The organism is Paenibacillus ehimensis NBRC 15659 (assembly GCF_004000785.1).
GTDB lineage: Bacteria > Bacillota > Bacilli > Paenibacillales > NBRC-103111 > Paenibacillus_G > Paenibacillus_G ehimensis.
The window spans coordinates 60,321-78,020 of sequence record NZ_BILX01000018.1; the positions used below are offsets into that span (position 1 = coordinate 60,321).

At 58.3% G+C, this 17,700-nt stretch carries 18 protein-coding genes; 11 read left to right on the forward strand and 7 right to left on the reverse strand.

Translation table 11 applies throughout. From position 1 onward, the window contains the following. Positions 1–3: 3 nt before the first annotated feature. The 7 genes from PEH01S_RS13115 to PEH01S_RS13150 all read left to right on the forward strand — a co-directional run bounded on the left by PEH01S_RS13115 (position 4) and on the right by PEH01S_RS13150 (position 7,220). Positions 4–1,242, forward strand: a complete 1,239-nt coding sequence (locus PEH01S_RS13115) for an efflux RND transporter periplasmic adaptor subunit (RefSeq protein ID WP_127485918.1) — start codon at positions 4–6, stop codon at positions 1,240–1,242. Between the two features lie 46 nt (positions 1,243–1,288). Next, positions 1,289–3,028, forward strand: coding sequence for a hypothetical protein (locus PEH01S_RS13120; RefSeq protein ID WP_127485920.1), 1,740 nt, complete (start codon positions 1,289–1,291; stop codon positions 3,026–3,028). A 217-nt stretch (positions 3,029–3,245) separates the two neighbouring features. After that, entirely contained in the window at positions 3,246–4,208 is a 963-nt protein-coding gene (locus tag PEH01S_RS13125; RefSeq protein ID WP_025851793.1) for a D-2-hydroxyacid dehydrogenase, read from the forward strand. Between the two features lie 37 nt (positions 4,209–4,245). Further along, positions 4,246–4,506, forward strand: a complete 261-nt coding sequence (locus PEH01S_RS13130; RefSeq protein ID WP_127485922.1) for a YciI family protein — start codon at positions 4,246–4,248, stop codon at positions 4,504–4,506. 155 nt (positions 4,507–4,661) lie between these two features. After that, on the forward strand, positions 4,662–5,471 hold the full coding sequence (locus tag PEH01S_RS13135) for a DeoR/GlpR family DNA-binding transcription regulator (RefSeq protein ID WP_127485924.1): 810 nt from the start codon (positions 4,662–4,664) through the stop codon (positions 5,469–5,471). Between the two features lie 44 nt (positions 5,472–5,515). Further along, positions 5,516–6,487 carry an ROK family protein gene (locus PEH01S_RS13140; protein WP_025851787.1) on the forward strand — a complete coding sequence of 324 codons (972 nt, stop codon included), beginning with the start codon at positions 5,516–5,518 and terminating at the stop codon, positions 6,485–6,487. A gap of 412 nt (positions 6,488–6,899) precedes the next feature. After that, the gene (locus PEH01S_RS13150) at positions 6,900–7,220 is read left to right on the forward strand and encodes a hypothetical protein (protein ID WP_025851785.1); all 321 of its coding nucleotides are present in this window, start codon (positions 6,900–6,902) and stop codon (positions 7,218–7,220) included. A gap of 166 nt (positions 7,221–7,386) precedes the next feature. Here PEH01S_RS13150 and PEH01S_RS13155 read toward each other — a convergent pair whose 3' ends face one another. The 4 genes from PEH01S_RS13155 to PEH01S_RS13170 form a co-directional block, all read right to left on the reverse strand. Next, the gene (locus PEH01S_RS13155) at positions 7,387–8,748 is read right to left on the reverse strand and encodes a polysaccharide deacetylase family protein (protein ID WP_025851784.1); all 1,362 of its coding nucleotides are present in this window, start codon (positions 8,746–8,748) and stop codon (positions 7,387–7,389) included. Then, positions 8,741–9,910, reverse strand: a complete 1,170-nt coding sequence (locus PEH01S_RS13160; RefSeq protein WP_025851783.1) for an MFS transporter — start codon at positions 9,908–9,910, stop codon at positions 8,741–8,743. Before PEH01S_RS13160 ends, PEH01S_RS13155 begins: the two co-directional genes overlap by 8 nt. 47 nt (positions 9,911–9,957) lie before the next feature. Further along, positions 9,958–11,097 carry an MGDG synthase family glycosyltransferase gene (locus tag PEH01S_RS13165; protein ID WP_127485928.1) on the reverse strand — a complete coding sequence of 380 codons (1,140 nt, stop codon included), beginning with the start codon at positions 11,095–11,097 and terminating at the stop codon, positions 9,958–9,960. Between the two features lie 234 nt (positions 11,098–11,331). Further along, positions 11,332–11,958 carry an FMN-dependent NADH-azoreductase gene (locus PEH01S_RS13170; protein ID WP_127485930.1) on the reverse strand — a complete coding sequence of 209 codons (627 nt, stop codon included), beginning with the start codon at positions 11,956–11,958 and terminating at the stop codon, positions 11,332–11,334. A gap of 384 nt (positions 11,959–12,342) precedes the next feature. On the opposite strand from PEH01S_RS13170, the gene PEH01S_RS35405 reads away from it, so the two are divergent. After that, positions 12,343–12,507: a hypothetical protein gene (locus PEH01S_RS35405; protein WP_246062907.1), complete on the forward strand. Its 165-nt coding sequence runs from the start codon at positions 12,343–12,345 to the stop codon at positions 12,505–12,507. Between the two features lie 430 nt (positions 12,508–12,937). On the opposite strand, the gene PEH01S_RS13180 is transcribed toward PEH01S_RS35405, so the two are convergent. Continuing rightward, complete coding sequence (locus PEH01S_RS13180) at positions 12,938–13,213, reverse strand: hypothetical protein (protein WP_025851776.1); 276 nt, start codon at positions 13,211–13,213, stop codon at positions 12,938–12,940. A gap of 419 nt (positions 13,214–13,632) precedes the next feature. Between PEH01S_RS13180 and PEH01S_RS13185 the strand changes: the two genes are divergently transcribed. Further along, positions 13,633–14,298: a tetratricopeptide repeat protein gene (locus PEH01S_RS13185; protein ID WP_127485932.1), complete on the forward strand. Its 666-nt coding sequence runs from the start codon at positions 13,633–13,635 to the stop codon at positions 14,296–14,298. On the opposite strand, the gene thiO is transcribed toward PEH01S_RS13185, so the two are convergent. Both thiO and PEH01S_RS13195 read right to left on the reverse strand, forming a co-directional pair. After that, on the reverse strand, positions 14,293–15,441 hold the full coding sequence (gene thiO / locus PEH01S_RS13190) for a glycine oxidase ThiO (protein WP_127485934.1): 1,149 nt from the start codon (positions 15,439–15,441) through the stop codon (positions 14,293–14,295). The two genes, PEH01S_RS13185 and thiO, sit on opposite strands and share 6 nt — an antisense overlap. Beyond that, positions 15,438–16,082 carry a thiamine phosphate synthase gene (locus PEH01S_RS13195; protein WP_127485936.1) on the reverse strand — a complete coding sequence of 215 codons (645 nt, stop codon included), beginning with the start codon at positions 16,080–16,082 and terminating at the stop codon, positions 15,438–15,440. Before PEH01S_RS13195 ends, thiO begins: the two co-directional genes overlap by 4 nt. Positions 16,083–16,280: 198 nt before the next feature. On the opposite strand from PEH01S_RS13195, the gene thiD reads away from it, so the two are divergent. Together thiD and PEH01S_RS13205 are read left to right on the forward strand one after the other, a co-directional pair. Next, on the forward strand, positions 16,281–17,090 hold the full coding sequence (thiD, locus tag PEH01S_RS13200) for a bifunctional hydroxymethylpyrimidine kinase/phosphomethylpyrimidine kinase (protein ID WP_025851767.1): 810 nt from the start codon (positions 16,281–16,283) through the stop codon (positions 17,088–17,090). A 136-nt stretch (positions 17,091–17,226) separates the two neighbouring features. Further along, the gene (locus PEH01S_RS13205; RefSeq protein ID WP_025851765.1) at positions 17,227–17,682 is read left to right on the forward strand and encodes a DUF86 domain-containing protein; all 456 of its coding nucleotides are present in this window, start codon (positions 17,227–17,229) and stop codon (positions 17,680–17,682) included. Positions 17,683–17,700 lie beyond the last annotated feature (18 nt).

Genomic DNA, 17,700 nt, shown 5'->3' on the forward strand with positions numbered 1-17,700 from the left:
TCCATGACCTATAACAATCAAGAAACTGCCGGCTGGAAGCGGAGCGCGCTGGCCGGGCTGGCTATTCTGTTGACCGCCGCCGCAGCTGCGGGCTGCTCTACGGCGAATGCGGGAGAAGGCGGGGCCAAGCCGGTAAAGGTGGCCGTCGTTTCGAAGATGCAGCTGGACGGCTCGGCGGAGCAGCACGCCGATGCGGTTCCGTCCTCGCAGGCCAATGTCGTCGTCAAAACGAACGGCGACGTGGCGGAGCTGCTCAAAAAACGCGGGGACGCGGTCGCGGCGGGCGAGGTGCTGTTCCGGCTCGATTCCACGGATGCCGTCCGCAACAAGGAGAAAAACCGGTTGTCCCGGCAAAACCTCGAATCGCAATTGGACAAAACAAGCAAGGATATTGCCACCAATAAAGGCGTCCTGAACAATACGATCGAGAAGCTGGAGCTGCAAATCGCAGATCTCGAAAAAGCGTACAATAACGCGCGCAACGACTACGATGCGGGCACGGCCCCCAAATCGCAGGTGGACAAGGCGGAAACCCAGCTGAAAACGGCCCGTCTCGATCTGGACACGGCGAAGAAGCAGCTTGCGAATCTGGAATCGGCCGATCCGCTCGCTCCGCTGCAGATCCAGATCGAAAGCACGGACCTGGCGCTGCAGGATATCGAGAAAAATTTGTCCGACTTCGACGTGAAGGCGCCGATTGGCGGGCTGTTGACGGACCTGTATCCGGAGCAGGGCGTGACGGTCGCCCCCGGTTATGTCGCGGGCGTGATTCAGCAGGTCGATCCGATCAAGCTGCATGCCGACGTGACCGAGACGACGGCGAAGCTGGTCCGCGGCAAAAAGGATATTCCGTTCGTCGTCCAGGACACGGGCGAGAAAATGACGGGGACCGTCGCCTATATGGCCGATGTGATGAGCCCGCAAAGCAAAACCTATGTGCTGGAGCTGACCGCGCCTAACCCGGACCGGAAGCTGAAGCCGGGCATGCGGGTGAAGCTGCAGCTTGGCGGCGATGCGAAGCAGGAGGCGCTGACCGTGCCGGCTTCGGGCATTGTGAAGGAAGGCAACAATAGCTTCGTTTTCGTCCTGGCTGGCGACCATGCCGAGAAGCGCCAGGTGACGCTCGGGCGCGAGAGCGGGCCGAACCGGGAGGTGCTCGGCGGGGTGAAGGAAGGCGAGCAGGTGATCGTATCCGGGCAGCGGGAGCTGAAGGATCAAGACAAGGCGATTGTCCGCAATTGATGGCGCGCCGACAAACGAACGACTTAAGAACGATGGAGGACATCCTATGCATACATGGAAAAGAGTAGTTTCAACGGCGCTGATTGTGTCCTTGGCCTTGTCTTTTCAAGGGGCCGTACGGGCGGAACATCCGCAGCCGGTCGTCGATGTGCGGTATCCGGCCGTGCTGTCCGATCCGCTGCAGGTGAAGGTGAAGAGCCTGCTCAGCGAACGGGCGAACGGCGGCACCCGTGTCGGCGTCGTCGTGAAAATGTATAACGTCTGGGGGAGTACGGCCCGTGTGCCGGATTACGAGCTGCGCGTCGTTACCTCGGCGGGCGTTAGCTACGTGCTTAAGCCAAGCGGAGACAATCCCGGCTCCGTCCCGGCGTCTTCTTCGGTCGAGCTTAGCTATATGGCGCAAATTGACCGTTCCGATGCCGTGCAGCCGGCCGATCTCGTGTGGGTTGACGTGAACAAAGACGTCTACCCGAAGGTGGAAACCTCCATGTTGAAGCTGCCGGTAAGCGGCTTGGTCTGGTACGGGGACGCGGCGGATAACGGTTCGATTCCCGTCACAGAATGGGGGACGCCGTTCGCGATACCCGGTATCGAGTCCTCTTTGATCTATACCCCGGTCGGCTTCACCAAACAATTCAAGGATGGGGCGCCCGTCGAGCTGCTTCAGCTGCTGGTGACCAATACCGGTACACAGGCTGAAACGGTTCCCGCGTTTACGGTGGACGGCAAGGCGGCGGGACAAACGTACAAAGGGTCCCGCCAGGAGCAAGCGGCCGTCAGCGTCGATCCGAACGAGAAAAAATATTTGTATGTATCGATTCCGTACGAAGCCGACAAGCCGCTCGAAAGCTTGACCGTGCAGACGCCGGAGAGCTACAAGATTCCGAATCGGACGGATGCGGCGGCAGCCGTAAGCTATTCCGTCGGGCGGCTGCGCATAGCGCTCCCCGAGGCACAGCCCGGCAGCCCAAGCGGGCTGCCTACCGTAGAAGGCTTCGGCACGCGTCTGGCGTTCGATCCGCTGAACAGCGCGGTGCATCCCGACCTGGCCGTATCGGTCACGGACTTCCGGCTGTACGAAAACAAAGGGCAGAGCTATCGGACGGGCGTCGTAAAGCTGAAGCTTGCGAACGGCGGCGACAAGCCGGTTCCGGTACCGCAGCTGGCGGCGGAGCTGATCGGCGCGGGCGGCTCCTCGTACACGGGGAGCGCGCAAAAGACGGCGGCCCAGGAAGTGCTTCCCGGAACGGCATATGTGATGAATTACACCTTCGTGCTGCCGCTGGAAGGGGCAGGGGACCGGTTTAGGCTGAAATTCAGCGACAGCAAAACGGCCGCACCGTACAAAACGGCCATCGGACAGGTTGGTTTGAACGTAAATCAGATGAAGGACGAGGACGGAACGGCTGCTTTTTATCCTTATGCGCTTAAGGTGAAAGATTGGTCGCTGGCCTACACGACCGGCACGAACCCGCTCACGAAGTCGTATACGTATACGTACAAGCTGAAGTGGAACGTCGATCTGACGACGACCGAGCCGGTCATCGTGGACGGCGGTTATTCCAAGCTTCAGCTGGTGATCGAAGGCAGCGATACCCGCGAGGTCGCCAGACAGACGCTCAGCTTGACGGGCGAGGGGCGCGTGGAGAACGGCGAACAGTCGATTTACTTTACGGACACGCCGTCGGATCAGTTCGATCATCCGCTGACGATGCGGGTATACGAAGTGATCGACACCCCGTACGGTCCGGCCCGCCGGCTCATCGGGACGCTGCGGCAGCCGTAATCGTTCATGGCTTTAGGCTTGTGGAAAGTTCCGCCTGCAAGGTCTTGATAAGACTTTGCAGGCGGGACTTTTTTCTTTGAAGAATGAAGCCAAGAGCGGGGGCGGTTTCAATTTACGCTTTGGGGAAAAAACGGTATGATGGAGATAATTGGGCCAAGCTTCGTCCTGTCGGATGATCGGGCGGAACGGGACTTTAGGACTGAGATGGAGGACTGGAATGGAGCAGATTGTCGTACTCGACGGCTATACGCTGAATCCCGGCGATTTGAGCTGGGAAGGGCTGGAACGACTGGGATCCGTCGCTCTGTACGACCGGACGCCGGTCGGAGAGATTGTGGATCGGGCACGAGAGGCCGGCATCGTGCTGACGAACAAAACGCCGCTGTCTGCGGAGACGATTGCGCGGCTGCCGAACCTTCGTTACATTGGGGTGCTGGCGACGGGATACAACATTATCGATACCGAAGCGGCAAAGGCGCGGGGCATTGTCGTAACCAACGTGCCGGATTACGGTACCCAGGGGGTGGCGCAGTTCGTGTTCGCCCTGCTGCTGGAGCTGTGCCAGCGCGTGGGGCGGCACGACGAAGCGGTGAAATCCGGGGAATGGAGCGCTTCCCCGGATTTCAGCTTCACGAAGACGCCGCTCGTGGAGCTGGCGGGCAAAACGATGGGCCTGATCGGGCTCGGCCGCATCGGGCGGCAAACCGCGCGCATCGCCGAAGCGTTCGGCATGCGCGTCATCGCCGTCGGCAGCGGTCGCACCCATTCCACCCCCATGGAGGGGGTGGAATGGGTGACGCTGCCGGAGCTGCTGCGGCAGGCTGACGTCATCAGCCTGCATTGCCCGCTCACGCCCGCGACGCACGGGCTGATCAACCAAGACCGCATCGCCCTCATGAAGCCTTCGGCGATGCTGATCAACACCGCCCGCGGCCCGCTCGTCGTCGAGAGCGACCTGGCCGCGGCGCTGCGCGAAGGCCGCCTTGCGGGCGCGGGTCTGGACGTGCTGTCGGCGGAGCCGCCGCACCCGGACAACCCGCTGCTCGCGGCCCCGAACTGCATCGTCACCCCGCATATCGCTTGGGCGACGAAGGAAGCGCGGGCCCGACTGATGGACACGGCGTGCGCGAACGTCCGGGCTTTCCTCGAAGGAAAGCCCGTAAACACGGTGCCGGAATAATCGGCCCGTCATTAATACAGAAACGGGGTATTCCAGAATGAAGCATTTCGTTGTGTTTTTGCCGATGCTCGACGAAGCGAAGAGCGCGGCCTATCGCCCCGAGCATTTGGCTTATTTGGAGGCGCAGCGCGGTCAAGGGCGTATTTTCGCCAACGGACGGTTTATGGACGGCTCTGGAGGCATGGTCATTTACAAGGCCGAGTCGTTGGAAGAGGCGACAGCCTGGGCGGAGAACGATCCGTACGTGCTCCACGGCGCCCGCCGCTATGAGATTCACGAATGGGACCTCGTGCAATAAACTGGTTCGCCGCTCCCGGGAACAGCTTAGCGGCGTTCGCCTGCGAGGGAAGGCGCCTTTCTTCCCGTTTGACTGAAATTGATTGATATCGTCAAAAAAATGATTTATTATTTCATTAGATTGTCAAACGGATGGGAACGACAGGAGGGGACGCCATGAGCGGAAAGATGCTCAGCAAGGGCGACCGGCGGCGCGAGCAGATTATGAACCTGCTGAAACGCCAAGGAAAAATTACGATTCAAGACATCATTGACAAGTTCGCATGCTCGGAAGCGACCGCCCGGCGCGACTTGGACCTGCTGGAGAAGCAGGGCGGGCTGATCCGCAGCCTGGGCGGCGCACAGCTCGATACGCCGTCCCCGTCTGCCGGCAGGGAAGTCCCCTTCAACGAGAAGAAGGAGCTGCTCTGGCTGGAAAAGGAAGCCATTGCGGCCAAGGCTGCTTCGCTGGTGGAGGAAGGCGACGTCATCGGGCTGAGCGGAGGCACGACGACATTTTTAATTGCCCGGGAGCTCAAGCTGCGCAGAGGCATCACCGTCGTGACCAATGCGGTGAACATCGCCATGGAGCTGTCCGAGAGCGACGGCATACAGGTGGTGCTGACCGGCGGGGTGATGCGGCGCAACAGCTTCGAGCTGTGCGGTCCGCTTGCGGAGAAAATTGTGGACAGTGTCAACATCGGCATGATGTTTCTGGGCGTGGACGGCGTTACCGAGGAGCAGGGCTTGACCACCTTCTCCGAGCAGGAAGCCGACATCGCCCGGCTGATGCTGAAGCGGTCGCGCCGGACGGTGGCCGTCTTCGACCATACGAAGGTCGGCCGCACTTCGCTGTTCAGCATCGCGCCGCTGACGGCCGTGCAGGGCTGCATAACGAACCAGCCGGCCGACGGGAAGCTGAAGCGGTATTTGGAAGAGCAGGGGATCGCGCTGCACTTGGCGGAGCCGGCGGCTCCCGTCCTCTGATGGGGAGATTACTAGAGCGAAACGCAAAGAAAAGAGGAGATCCGGTGAAACATTACGTAGGAATCGATATCGGCGGTACGAATATGGTATGCGGTTTGACGGACGAGACGGGACGGACGCTGCGCATGACGAAGGTGGCGACGGAGGCGCAGCGGGGCAGCGAGGACGTGATCGAGCGGCTGGGGAAGGCCGTGAGCGAATTGATCGCGGAAGCCGGCGTATCGCCGGAGGCGGTCGGCATCGGCATTCCCGGCTTTGTCGACCATGTGAACGGAGTGTCGGTGCTCGCCGTCAACCTCGGCTGGAAAAACGTCCCGATCACATCGGAGCTGAGCAAGCATCTCGGCGGACTGCCTGTTTACCTTAACCACGATGTGCGGATGTATGTGTACGGCGAGGCGGTAGCCGGGGCGGGCCAAGGCTATAAGCACGTGTTCGGTCTTACGGTCGGGACGGGGCTTGCGGCTGCGATGGTTAACGAAGGCAGGCTGTACTACGGCAGCGGCGGACGTGCCGGCGAATTCGGACACATCCCGGTTCCAGGCCTGGACTACCGCTGCAATTGCGGGATGACCGGGTGCCTGGAGACGGCCGTTTCGGCAACGGGCATTGCCCGTCAAGCGAGGGAAGCGGTACAGCGAGGCGAAGCGACGATATTGGCCGAGCGTTTCTCCGGGGACAAGCTTGAACGGTTGACGGCCGCGGACGTATCCCGCGCGTACGACGAAGGAGACCCTGCGGCGATTGCCGTGATGGAGCGCACGGGAACGCTGCTCGGCCGGGGCCTGGCTGCGGCGATTCCGTTGTTCAGCCCGGAGGCGATCGTGATCGGCGGCGGCGGGTCGCTGGCAGGCGAGAGACTGTTTGCGCCGATGCGCAAAGAAATCGAGCGGTCCACGCTTTCGTTCTATTTGGACAATCTCGTCATCAAGCCTGCGGAACGGATTGAGGATGCGGGCATCGTCGGCAGCGCACTGTATGCGAAGCAGCGTCTGAACGGAACCGATATTGTATAAGGCCAAAAGCCGGAGCTGCCGGTGAATAATAAAAAATGGAACCGTCACTGTCCGGGGGCAGCGTGCGGTTCCATTTCTTTTTGTGCTTATCCATGAAACGTCTCTGTTTCTCGTGCAGCGTTGGGGTCGTGCGTTCGACCGGAACGACGCCATGCCAGCTTCCGCGGTTCAACTCGGGATTGCGAGAGCCTTCACGCTCCAGCTTCCGCCGTTTTTTCCATGCTTGACTTTTGGCCATATCGGCACCTCCTGAATCGGTTATCCCTTCTATTATACGCTTCTTGAGGGAGGATGACCAGACGGCCGGAGTTTGACAGTTTTGAGGCGAACTGTGGAACCGGTTGTACGGCTTCTTCTTTCGTGGTAACCTTGGAAGGGATAAACATGCGACCGGACAGGAGTGGGACTTGCCTTGACATACGATTCGATTTATTGGCTCATGCTGGGGGCCGGATTTGTATTCACGGGACTCGTTGGGGTTCTGATGATGTGGAAGACCGAAAAGCTGCTGCTTTCGTTTCTGGCGGGGACGGTGGTCAACGTTCTGCTGACGGCGGGCGCGGTCTGGTGGTGGTCGTCGGTGTTTGCGGGCTCCGAGCAGCAGTTTTCCCGGATGTTCGGTTTGTTCGGACTGGGAATTTCGTTTGTGAATAATGAGGTGCTGCTGTTTTTCGCTCAACTGATCATGAAGAAAAAAATCGGCGGCGATCCGGCCCCGGACCCAGATGCCTAGTTACAGTAACTATTGAAATGTAACAAAACTGTAATCTGAATTTCATCCTGCGTTAACGTTCCTTGCCTATAATAACAATCGACCCCCTTTTTAATATATACAATCCTTGACAGCCTGCAATCGCGAAGATTGCAGGCTCTTTGTTTTGCAGAGGTTCGTGTTTCCTTTACATCCCTTGATACATGCTTTCGTCGTAGCCTCTCGCAGCCGTCAGCGGATTCGAAGTCAGCTTCGGATTGTGGAAGCCGCTGGACGGGTATCTCCGGCGGATCTCGTTTGCGGAGATGGCGATCATTTTCGGCGTCAGCAGCGCGGTTTTCGTCTCCAATCTCCGCTTGCCCTGCGGGTGAATGACGTACAGCAGCCACCGCAGGTAAAGCTTGGAGCAAAATAAGAAGAGGCCCTTGGGGAGATCGGAGACGGTAAAGCCAAGCTGGGTAGCCCCGCGATGGATGATCGAGACGCCGTATAAGCCTTTCACGTCGCTTAGCGTCGGATCGCTTGCCAGTCGTTCGGATACGTGCGGCAAGCACCGCTCCATCGCGCGGATCAATTGTACGGCCAGCTGCATTGGAGATCTGGCCTGTATACCGAAGTCGAGCAGCGTCGCATTGTCAAGGTGAAGCTCCATGACGCGGTCGCCGGGTTCGATGAATTGTCCGTCGTTGAGCGGAATCCGCTTGCCATGATACCGGCACAACCGAAACTGGAGCAGCGCATTAAGCGGATCGATCGGCTGCACATGAAGCAGCCATTGAAAGAGCCGCTCCCACTGCAGCCAGACCGCGGCAATCCACCGTTTTCGCGCAGGCGGGCGATCCTCCGCTTCGTTCAGCGGGAAGCGCTCGTCAATGCGGACGAATCTAAAGCCGCGGCGCGCCGTTTCCGTCAAAAATTCATCGAGCGCGGCAATCATGAGCTCGGGCGCATCCGGGTCCGCCCCGAGCGTATCCCCGCTGTCATGAAGCACGATCACCGAACCGCTCTGAAGCTGAGCGAACAACCGCTGCTTGATTTTGTCCTTGCCCGTCCGGTTCAGCCAATCCCCGACAATAAGCGACCAGAGCACGATGCGAAAACGCCGGGACAAGAAAAAGTCAAAGATGTTCACAACCCCCCAGGGCGGGCGATAAAATTGAGGGGATTTGCCGGTTATCTTCTCGATCACCCCGGCGGTCCGATTAATTTGCTTTCGGACCTTCCAAGGCATCATCAAGGCATTGGTGCGGTGGACATAATTATGAACCCCGATCAGGTGGCCTTCGTTGTGCATCCGCAGAATAAGTTCGGGGTAACGCTCCGCCTTGGATCCGAGCACGAAAAAGGTCGCTTTGACGCCGTGCCGCGCCAGCAGGTCAAGCAGAATCGGCGTATATTTCGGGTCCGGACCGTCATCGAAGGTGAGCGCAATGCCGTGCTCGGTGTTTTCCTTCGGGTACGCGCCCAGCGAGAAGACGCGCATCAGAAATGTAGGAATCAGCGTATATAAAGTGAGGACGATAACGAGAATCGTGATCGATTCAGCCATGCTCCATCACTCTTTCTACAGGAACGAAACAATAAAACAAAGCAATCCCCCCTAGCAGAGCTGCACTGGTCAATACGGCGGCCGGTTCATGAAACGCGGCGGCCAGCCATCCGCCGATCATCGGGCCGATAGCGACGCCGATCCCTTCCACACTCGAAAATAATCCCCATCCGAGACCCTGCTGGTTTTTGGGCACATAGTCCGCCAGAAGAGCATTCCATGCCGGAAGGACGGCTGAGTAGGCAAAGCCGAGGACTGCGGCGATCAATACGGCGGCAGGCAGGGCCGTAACCCGGGTCAGAAGGAAAAGAGCGGCAGCCATCACCCCGAACCCGAAGACGAGAAACCATTTGCGTCCCAGGCGGTCGGACCATTTTCCCATCGGGATCAGGAACAGGACGGTCAAAGCGCCGCCCGCCATCAGGACGAGCGAATAGCCGCTGTGACTGATGCCCAGCGTTTTGGCGGCAAAGCCGGGCAGGATCGGGACAAGCATGCCGGCGGCCGCCGTTTGCAGAATCATGCCCGGCAGCAGCGGCTTCATCGTTTTCATTCGTTCCCACAGCAGCTCCGCCTGACGTTTCAGCGGAATGTAGGTCTGCTTGGAGGAGACTTCGTTTTTCATCCGCAGCGCGAGCAGCCACCCGAGAGCCCACAAGCCGACCATCAGCCAAAAGGAGAGCCGGTGTCCTTTATCGATCAAAAAGTTGAGCACGACCGGCCCCGACCCTAATCCGACCAGCCATATCGTGTAAAGGATGCCCATTTGGGAGGCCCGATTCTCTTCCTTAATTTTACTGAGGCAGACAAGCCATACGGGGGACACGCCGATGCCGAATACGGCGGCAGCTGCAATCAGCACCCATGCCTGATGGAAGAAATACATCGCAAGCAGGCCAAGCAGCGAAACGAACAACCCGGAATGAAGGATAAGCCGTAGCGAAAAGCGATCGAGCAAATAACCGGCCAAGCATTTGATCGCCGTATCCGAGACGTAATGAACGGACACGGCCGCGCCGACGACGGCCACGGAAAGACCGAGAATCCCCGTAGCATAGGTCGGCAAAAAGGAGACCAGATAGGCGCCCCGAACGAATTCGACTAAAAACAAAATGAGCGCGAGCGGCAGTACATCTTTGTCCATTGCGATTTTTCGCGACACCTGACCTAAACACCTCCTGTATCACAAGCAAAAGCCGAGCCTCCGCTCTAGCCAAAAAGTCCGGTCCTGGTCCGGGAGAGACCTTCGAGCATATCCTGGACGACCGCTTCCGCCGCGTCTCCGCGATACAATTCCTCCATGGCCGCCTTCATCCGTTCCGCTTGTCCGGGGAGAGAGACGATCCGCTTAACGAGCGACGTCAATTCATCCGGGCGTAGCGCAATTTCGACCGCTCCTTGCTGCGCCAGGAAGCGCGCGTTTTCTTTCTCCTGGCCCGGGAGGGGACGGAATACGATAACTGGCAGACGCATGGCTAAGGCTTCCGAGAGCGTGATGCCTCCAGCTTTCGTAATTAAGCACGACGAGATTGCCATCAGCTCGTGAATGTGTTCGACGTACCCGAGAATGCGGACGCGGGGATGCCCGGCAAACGAGGCTTCGATCTGCTCCTTGAGTGGTTTGTTTCTGCCGCACACAAAGACAAGCTCGATTTCGTCCAACTGGAGCAGCGCTTGCCCCATCCGGCTGATGTGCTTCAAGACGCCGTAGGCTCCGGCCATCAGGCAGACGACGGGCTTGGATGGGTCAATGCCGTACTTCCGGCAGACGTCCTGCTGCCCGATCGGCTCGCTGAACGGGCTGCGAAGCGGGATGCCGGACACCTCAATGCGGTGCCCGGGGACGCCGGAAGCGGCGATCTGCTGCTTTAGCTGCTCCGTGGCTACGTAATATTTATCAATATCGGGATGAATCCAGCGTTGGTGAAGGACAAAGTCGGTTAGTATGGTATACGTCCGGACGGCCGTACCGTTGCGGGACATCAGCCCGGAGACGACCGGCAGCGGAAACGTATAAACAATCGCATCGGGCTGCTCGGCTTGCAGCATTTGCTTGAATTTGCGCGTGCCGAGCCGGTTCAGCCATTTGGTAAACGCCGTATCGTGCTTTAGATGCTGGGTCCAATAAAAGCTCCAGCCGTATAAATCCGGCCCCAGGGTAGAGCTTTTCAGATAAACGTAACGGGTGACGGCGTTCATGAGAGGATGGGCCTCCGCAAGCAGGTCCACAAGCTTGACCCGCTCGATTCCCAAGCGGGCAAAACGCTGCTGCAGCGCTTTAGCCACCTGAAGATGGCCGTCGCCGTAGCTGGCGTAGAGAATCAAAATTTTGGGGTTGGCTTCAGACATAGTTTTTCACGCACCTTAGTTCTCATTCAGATTCGCGAAACAATGGTGAAGTTTGGAATGAGGGCAATAAGGCCCCACCATTATCATATACGAGTTTGCGAAAAGGTACAAAAAATTGAGAAAATTTTCTGCGTTTGTCCCATAGGACATCCTATTCGCCCGGGGCGGAACTTAGGCGAAAGCCAAAAAAATCGGCCCCTGGAAAGGAGCCGACGGTGTGATGCAGCTGTGAAATTAGAAGGTGGTTGCGGCTTGCGCGGCTTCGCGAAGACCGGCTTCCACGATTTCTCCGGTACGGTCCGGGAATTGGTTATGGCCTTCGACGACGACCGTAGTCAGGTCTGTCACGCCGATGAAGCCCAAGATGGTTTTAACATAATTCAGCGACATTTCAAGGGAGGCCATCGGTCCTTCGGAATAAACGCTGCCGCGCGCGTTCAGCAGTGCGACCTTTTTCCCGGTTACGAGACCTTGCGGTCCTTGCTCCGTATATTTGAACGTTTTGCCGGCTTGGCAGAGGTAATACAGGTAAGTGGTCAATTGAGCCGGAATCGTAAAGTTCCAGAGCGGGAACGCGAAGACGACTTTGTCCGCAGCCATGAATTGATCCAGATACCCGTTGGCCACATCGGCCGCAGCTTTTTCTTCCGCTGTCAGCTCCATGCCTTTACCTTGCTTGAACAGACCAGTCATCATAACCGAATTGTAATAAGGCGGGTTAGCAGCAAACAGGTCAAGCTCGGTAATTTGGTCCTGCGGGTGAGCTTCGCGGTATGATTTCAGAAATTCGTCATACAGCTTTACGCTAACGGCCTGATCGGCCGGCCGGTCGTTTGCTTTAATGAAAAGTACGTTGGACATAAAAAGAAAGCCTCCTTTAATATGGCGAAAAAGTAATAGGGTCGAGCAAAATTAATAACTTACTTTATGTAAGTATAATAAAACATGTAACTTACTAAAGTCAAGTGTTTTATTTAATTTTAAAAATAAAAGGTATAGCGGATTTCCGGGAGTGGAAAGCTATTCGCAGCGAAGCGCTGGAAAGGGAGAAATGGCTATGAATCCGATTGAACATGCAGAATGCCGACGGGTGTTGGAGCGTGGCAACCAGCTTTGCGCGGATGTGGAAGTTCGTGTCAAAGGGAGGGACAACCATCTGGTGGCGTTGTTTGCAGAGTCGCATGACAACGATTACGATATGGGGAAAAAGATACAGACCGCGATATCGATTGGTACGACAACGACTTGCATGCCGCTTATGTCGATGTCACGGAGAAGCTGTTCGCCGACGAAGCGGGAGAGACGCATTGGCACCCGAGAGAAGCGTTTAAAGAGCAGGTGCTAAGCTTCGGTGACGTTCGGGAGCAGATACGTCAGAAGCTGGAGGAAGCGAGGCTGCAGAAGGTGTAATCCGTAAAGCCGGACAACCAAAAAACAGACGGGCTTGTTGAGAAAGTGGTCGTTTACAAAAATAGAGATGCATACGGAGGTGGGGTATCCACTGGAGAAGCGATAGCGGCCGCCTTTGTCTTCGGGAAATGTCCGCTATTAAGCGGCTTCCAATCAAATTTCCCGAGGACCCGGGGTCCCCGCAAAGTACTCGGACTAAGCTTCCTTGATTCAACTTCACTTTGCGGGGTGGAGTAGCGGTCGGAAGTGGATACCCCACCCCATCGTAACCTCTATTATCTCATCTGACTACTTTATCAACTAATGATAGAATGTATAAGTTTTCAGCGGACTGAACCATTCTATCATTTCAAGAAAAGCTTCCGCTAAGACACGAATGTATCTTCTTCGAAAAGGCTTCGATAAGAAGCTTTTCTTATTTTACCGCCGTTCAGCGCTTCTTGTTCGCCGGGCGCGGCGCGTATTTGCGTTCGTTTCCGTCCCAACGGAAGTTCGCGATAAAAAAGCCGATAATCCCGAATACGATGATACGGATCGTAAACCAGGACGGCGTCAGCGTCTGCTGCGTCAGCCATTCGATCGCCGTAAATAGCACCGCCAGCGATATCCCCCACATGGCAACGCCGTAGTACATCACATATTTTGCTTTGCCCAATTGCCGCGTTTTTTGCCATTTGGCGGCCTTGTCTTCATTTGCAGTACTCATGGAATGGCTGTTCCCCCCGATAGCTTCATGGACATTCCATTCGCGAAGCAGGCGGTAAATTCCTGCCTGTTCGGGAAACGTTCACATCTGAACTTTTGGAAGCGCGTGTAAGTTGAGAATAGCATTATAACATCGAATGAGCTGGTTGAATGAAAAGGTTACATTATTTTACAATGTACTCGTCCATCGTTTTTATGCGAGAAAGGAAAGGCAAAAGCGGCCAGATACGGTCGGTTTATCGATAAAATTTCAAGCTTGTACGGCTTAAATTTGAATTTGCTCACGTCCGATAGACGCTGATTTCCGCTTGGGCTCCCTGCTCATCTTTAGACCATACGGGACACATGAAGAACTGTGCCCCGTATGGCAATTTGTGGTACAATCGGTGGGAGAACAAGCGAAAGGCAGGTACGCCAGGCGTGAGCAAAGTTTTAATCTTTTCTTTATTATGGTGGGTCACCGGGAATCCGTTTGTGGCCTTTCTTGTGCTGCTGATCATCCTGTACATGCTCGACCGCCGGTTTGTCGGCTTGACCCCGAGTATTTTTCAGCCGCTGAAGCGGGCGCGGCGTTTGTCCCGCTTGAAGGATGAGCTTCGGCTCAATCCGCATCATACGTCGACCAAGCTGGAAATCGCCCGCCTTTATATGGAGCAAAAAAAATACGGCGCGGCGCTCGAACTGTTGGTTGAGGTGGCCCGGGTGATGGACGATTCAGCGGACGTGCTCAGCGAGCAGGGCATCTGCGAGTTGAAGCTGGGTCGGACGGAGGAAGGCGAACGCCTCTTGCTGCGGGCATTGGAGCTGAACCCACGGGTAAAATACGGCGAGCCTTATTTGCGGCTGGGCGAAGCGTTCGCAGGCAGCGATCCGGAGAAGGCGATCCGGTATCTGGAACGGTTCGGAGAGGTCAATTCTTCGTCCTGCGAAGCGTACTACCGGCTCGGGCTGCTGTTCCGGGGGCTGGGGCGAAACGAAGAAGCCCGCCGGGCGTTCCGCGAAGCGGTGGAACTGTACCGGGGGCTTCCCAAATATAAGCGGCGCCACGAACGGCGGTGGGCGCTCCTCGCCCGTATGAAATCATAAGACGGCGGCTGTACCGGCGGCAGCCCGGGCGGGCGTGAACGGCGTCAAGTCCGCCGAAGTCGGCCGGCCCTGCGCCAGCTCGGCGACAATCCGTGCGGTGGCCGGTGCGAGCAGAATGCCGTTGCGGTAGTGGCCGGTAGCGAAAATCAAGCCGGGCGCCGCGTCCCACGTTCCGAGGAACGGCAGGCCGTCCCGCGTGCCGGGACGAAGACCCGCCCAAGTCGAGATGAATTCGGCATCGGCAAGCCGCGGCAGCAGCGCCGCCGCTTTGGCGTGCAGTTCGGCGATCGCCTTGGCGGTCGGCCGCTTGTCGAAGCCGGCTTCCGTCTGGGTTGCGCCGACAATGCAGCTGCCGTCCCGTTTCGGTACGACATAGCACCCTTTGGTGAAGACGGTGGAGCGGATGAGCGGCGCTTCGGTTTTGAGCGACATGCACTGGCCCTTGACCGGAAACATCGGCAAGCTCAGCCCGAGCGGCTCGGTCAATGCCGGGCTCCAAGCGCCCGCAGCGAGCACGACGAGGTCCGCGTACAGCGGGCCTTCCGACGTCTGTACGCCGCGGATCCGGCCGCTTCCGGGTTCCGTCAACAGCCGGATGACCGGCGTCCACTCGCGGATGGCGCAGCCCTGCTTGGCTATCGCGGCCTGCAGCGTCTTGGCGAGCCAGACCGGGTGCACGTGATGATCGGCAGGCAAATACAGCCCGCCGCGCACGGCGTTGGTCAGCTCGGGCTCCAGCTTCAGCATCTCTGCAGGCTGAACCCATTCGGCGTCCCGGATCCACGACAAACGGCCGCGCAGCTCGGCCTCGTCTTCTTCCGTAAGGGCCGCGCGGACGATTCCCTCAGCCACATATTGGGCCGTAAGGCCGCTGACCTGCTCCAGCTCGTCTGTCCAAGCGCGGTACAGCTGCTGGCTCAGACGGCACAGCTCGTAAAAAGGGCCGGGCCGGTGCGTTTCGGATTGAGCCCCCAGCATCCCTGCGGCGGCGGTGGACGCCTCCTGATTCAGCGCCCCCTTCTCGATCAGCGTGCAGGCAAAGCCGGCCTTGCCGAGCTCATAGGCCGCGCTGCAGCCAATAATGCCGCCGCCGACGATGATAACGGTCGGCTTGGTGCCCGTATGACTTGAATCCGTACTCATGACAATCCTCTCCTTGGGGTATGCTTCGTCCGATCGAGCGCTTCCCGGAATGCGGCAATTTGTCCGGGCGGGTCTGCATGCAGCAGCACCGAGGACAGCACGGCAATGCCGGCTGCGCCGGTGGACAAGACGTCGTCCACAAGCTGCGGCTCGATGCCCCCGATCGCCAGGACGGGCACGTCCGCCGCTTCCACCGCTTCCGCCAGTCCGTTCAGGCCGCGCGGCTGTAGGCCTGGCTTCGAGCCGGTCGCGTACACATGGCCGAAGAGAGCGTAATCGGCTCCCTGCCGGCCTGCCTCGGCCGCTTCCGCGGCCGAATGGACGGAGCAGCCGAGCATCATGCCGTGCGGAGCGATGGCCCGCGCTTCGGCCGGCGACAAGCTGCCGCCGGTAAGCTGCACGCCGTCCGCCCGGGCGGCCAGCGCGGCATCCAGGCGGTCGTTCAGCACGACTGCCGTGTGCGGCAGCAGCGGCTTCAACCGCGCATGCCAGCGCACCAGCTCGCTGGCGCTGCGGTGCTTCTCGCGGATGTGCAGCGCGTCGACCAGCTCGAACGGACAGCGGGACACAATGGCGGCTACCTCATCCAGCTCCTGCCGGCTGGTCGTAATAACGTGCAGCACATGGGTTCTCCGGGACATACGGGATCGGACCTTCCTTTTCTCCATTGAAATGTATTTTCATCATAACGCTTTCGCTTCCGCGGCGTCAAAGCGTTTGTCCCACTTGTCATAAAATGATCACGAACCGGAGACCGCGGGCTTGCCGGGCTTCTTGACGGTAGGGAAGGAGAAGACTAAACTTATGAAAGGTATAGCGATTCGGGAGGCTGGAGCAGCATGACGATATTCAAAGCATTGACCATCGCTGGTTCGGACAGCGGAGGCGGAGCGGGGATTCAGGCGGATTTGAAAACGTTCCAAATGCTCGATGTGTACGGGATGTCCGCCATTACGGCAATTACGGCCCAGAACACGCTGGGTGTTCACGGCATTTACGATATCCCGTTGGAGGGGATCGAGAAGCAGATCGACGCCGTACTGTCCGATCTTGGAGCGGACGCGGCCAAAACGGGCATGCTGTCGCAGCCGGAAATTATCGAGCTCGTTGCGGGATGCATCCGCAAGCACGGGCTGAAGCGGCTTGTCGTCGACCCGGTGATGGTCGCTAAAGGCGGAGCCAGCCTGCTCGCCGGCAATGCGCAGAACGCGCTGCGCGAGAAGCTGCTGCCGTTGGCCGCGCTGGTGACGCCCAATATCCCGGAGGCGGAAGTGATTACAGGCCTTTCGATCGCCACGATAGAGGACATGAAAGAGGCGGCGCGGCGCATTGTTAAGGAGTTCGGCGCGGGCGCGGCGATCGTCAAAGGCGGCCACCGCAGCGGTGAACCGACAGACGTGCTGTACGACGGCGAGGCATTTCACCTGCTGACGGGCGAGCGGTACGAAACGCGCCATACGCATGGGACAGGCTGCACCTTCTCCGCGGCCGTCTGTGCGGAGCTTGCCAAAGGAAACACGCTGCTGGAGGCCGCTCATACGGCCAAGCAATTTATTACGCTTGCCATCCGGCATACGCTCGGCATCGGCGCCGGCCACGGTCCGACGAACCATTGGGCGTACGTGCGCGAGCGCGCGGCGGCCGAATAGCAGACGAAGGAGCATCCGATACCATGAGCTATGAATACTTGATGCAGGCGGTTTTGCTCATCGTCCTGCTCATCGCCTTTTTCCCCGGCATCGCGCTGTGGTCCAAGTGGAAAAAGAAGAAACGGAGATAAGCGATATGTACTATGTGAATCAGGAACAAATCGACGCCCGGCTGGCCTTCGTGCCGGAATTACTTCAAGCTTGCGCTGCCTTGGAGTCCGCTTGGGAAGCCCGGGGAAAGACTGGCGTAAAGGAAGCGGATTCGGAGCTGCTTCTGCATTTCGCGCAGGAGCGGACGCTGCATCTGGCGATTGAGACGGTGACCGACGTCGGCAGCTTGCTGATCGACGCGTTCATGATGCGGGACGCCAGCAGCTATGAGGATATCGTCGAGATCCTCGCCGGCGAAGGCGTGTTCGGGGCCGACGTAGCGCTCGTTCTGACGGAGCTTGTGAAGCTGCGCCGTCCGCTGACGCAGGAATATAACACGCTGCCGCGCAGCGGGCTGCATCCGACGATCGCGAAGCTGCCCGGGGCGCTGAGCGCTTTTGCCGATGCCGTACCGGCGTTTATCCGTAAGGAAATGCTGTAGCGCCGTTAAGAACGGGGA

Excerpts from the sequence above, each read along its gene's own strand:
- PEH01S_RS13205 (WP_025851765.1), top strand. The coding sequence starts at position 17,227 with ATGTACTATGTGAATCAGGAACAAATCGACGCCCGGCTGGCCTTCGTG.
- PEH01S_RS13130 (WP_127485922.1), top strand. The coding sequence starts at position 4,246 with ATGAAGCATTTCGTTGTGTTTTTGCCGATGCTCGACGAAGCGAAGAGC.
- PEH01S_RS13180 (WP_025851776.1), bottom strand. The coding sequence starts at position 13,213 with ATGAGTACTGCAAATGAAGACAAGGCCGCCAAATGGCAAAAAACGCGG.
- PEH01S_RS13165 (WP_127485928.1), bottom strand. The coding sequence starts at position 11,097 with ATGTCTGAAGCCAACCCCAAAATTTTGATTCTCTACGCCAGCTACGGC.
- thiD (WP_025851767.1), top strand. The coding sequence starts at position 16,281 with ATGACGATATTCAAAGCATTGACCATCGCTGGTTCGGACAGCGGAGGC.
- PEH01S_RS13170 (WP_127485930.1), bottom strand. The coding sequence starts at position 11,958 with ATGTCCAACGTACTTTTCATTAAAGCAAACGACCGGCCGGCCGATCAG.
- PEH01S_RS13195 (WP_127485936.1), bottom strand. The coding sequence starts at position 16,082 with ATGTCCCGGAGAACCCATGTGCTGCACGTTATTACGACCAGCCGGCAG.
- PEH01S_RS13120 (WP_127485920.1), top strand. The coding sequence starts at position 1,289 with ATGCATACATGGAAAAGAGTAGTTTCAACGGCGCTGATTGTGTCCTTG.
- PEH01S_RS13155 (WP_025851784.1), bottom strand. The coding sequence starts at position 8,748 with ATGGCTGAATCGATCACGATTCTCGTTATCGTCCTCACTTTATATACG.
- PEH01S_RS13125 (WP_025851793.1), top strand. The coding sequence starts at position 3,246 with ATGGAGCAGATTGTCGTACTCGACGGCTATACGCTGAATCCCGGCGAT.
- thiO (WP_127485934.1), bottom strand. The coding sequence starts at position 15,441 with ATGAGTACGGATTCAAGTCATACGGGCACCAAGCCGACCGTTATCATC.
- PEH01S_RS13135 (WP_127485924.1), top strand. The coding sequence starts at position 4,662 with ATGAGCGGAAAGATGCTCAGCAAGGGCGACCGGCGGCGCGAGCAGATT.
- PEH01S_RS13115 (WP_127485918.1), top strand. The coding sequence starts at position 4 with ATGACCTATAACAATCAAGAAACTGCCGGCTGGAAGCGGAGCGCGCTG.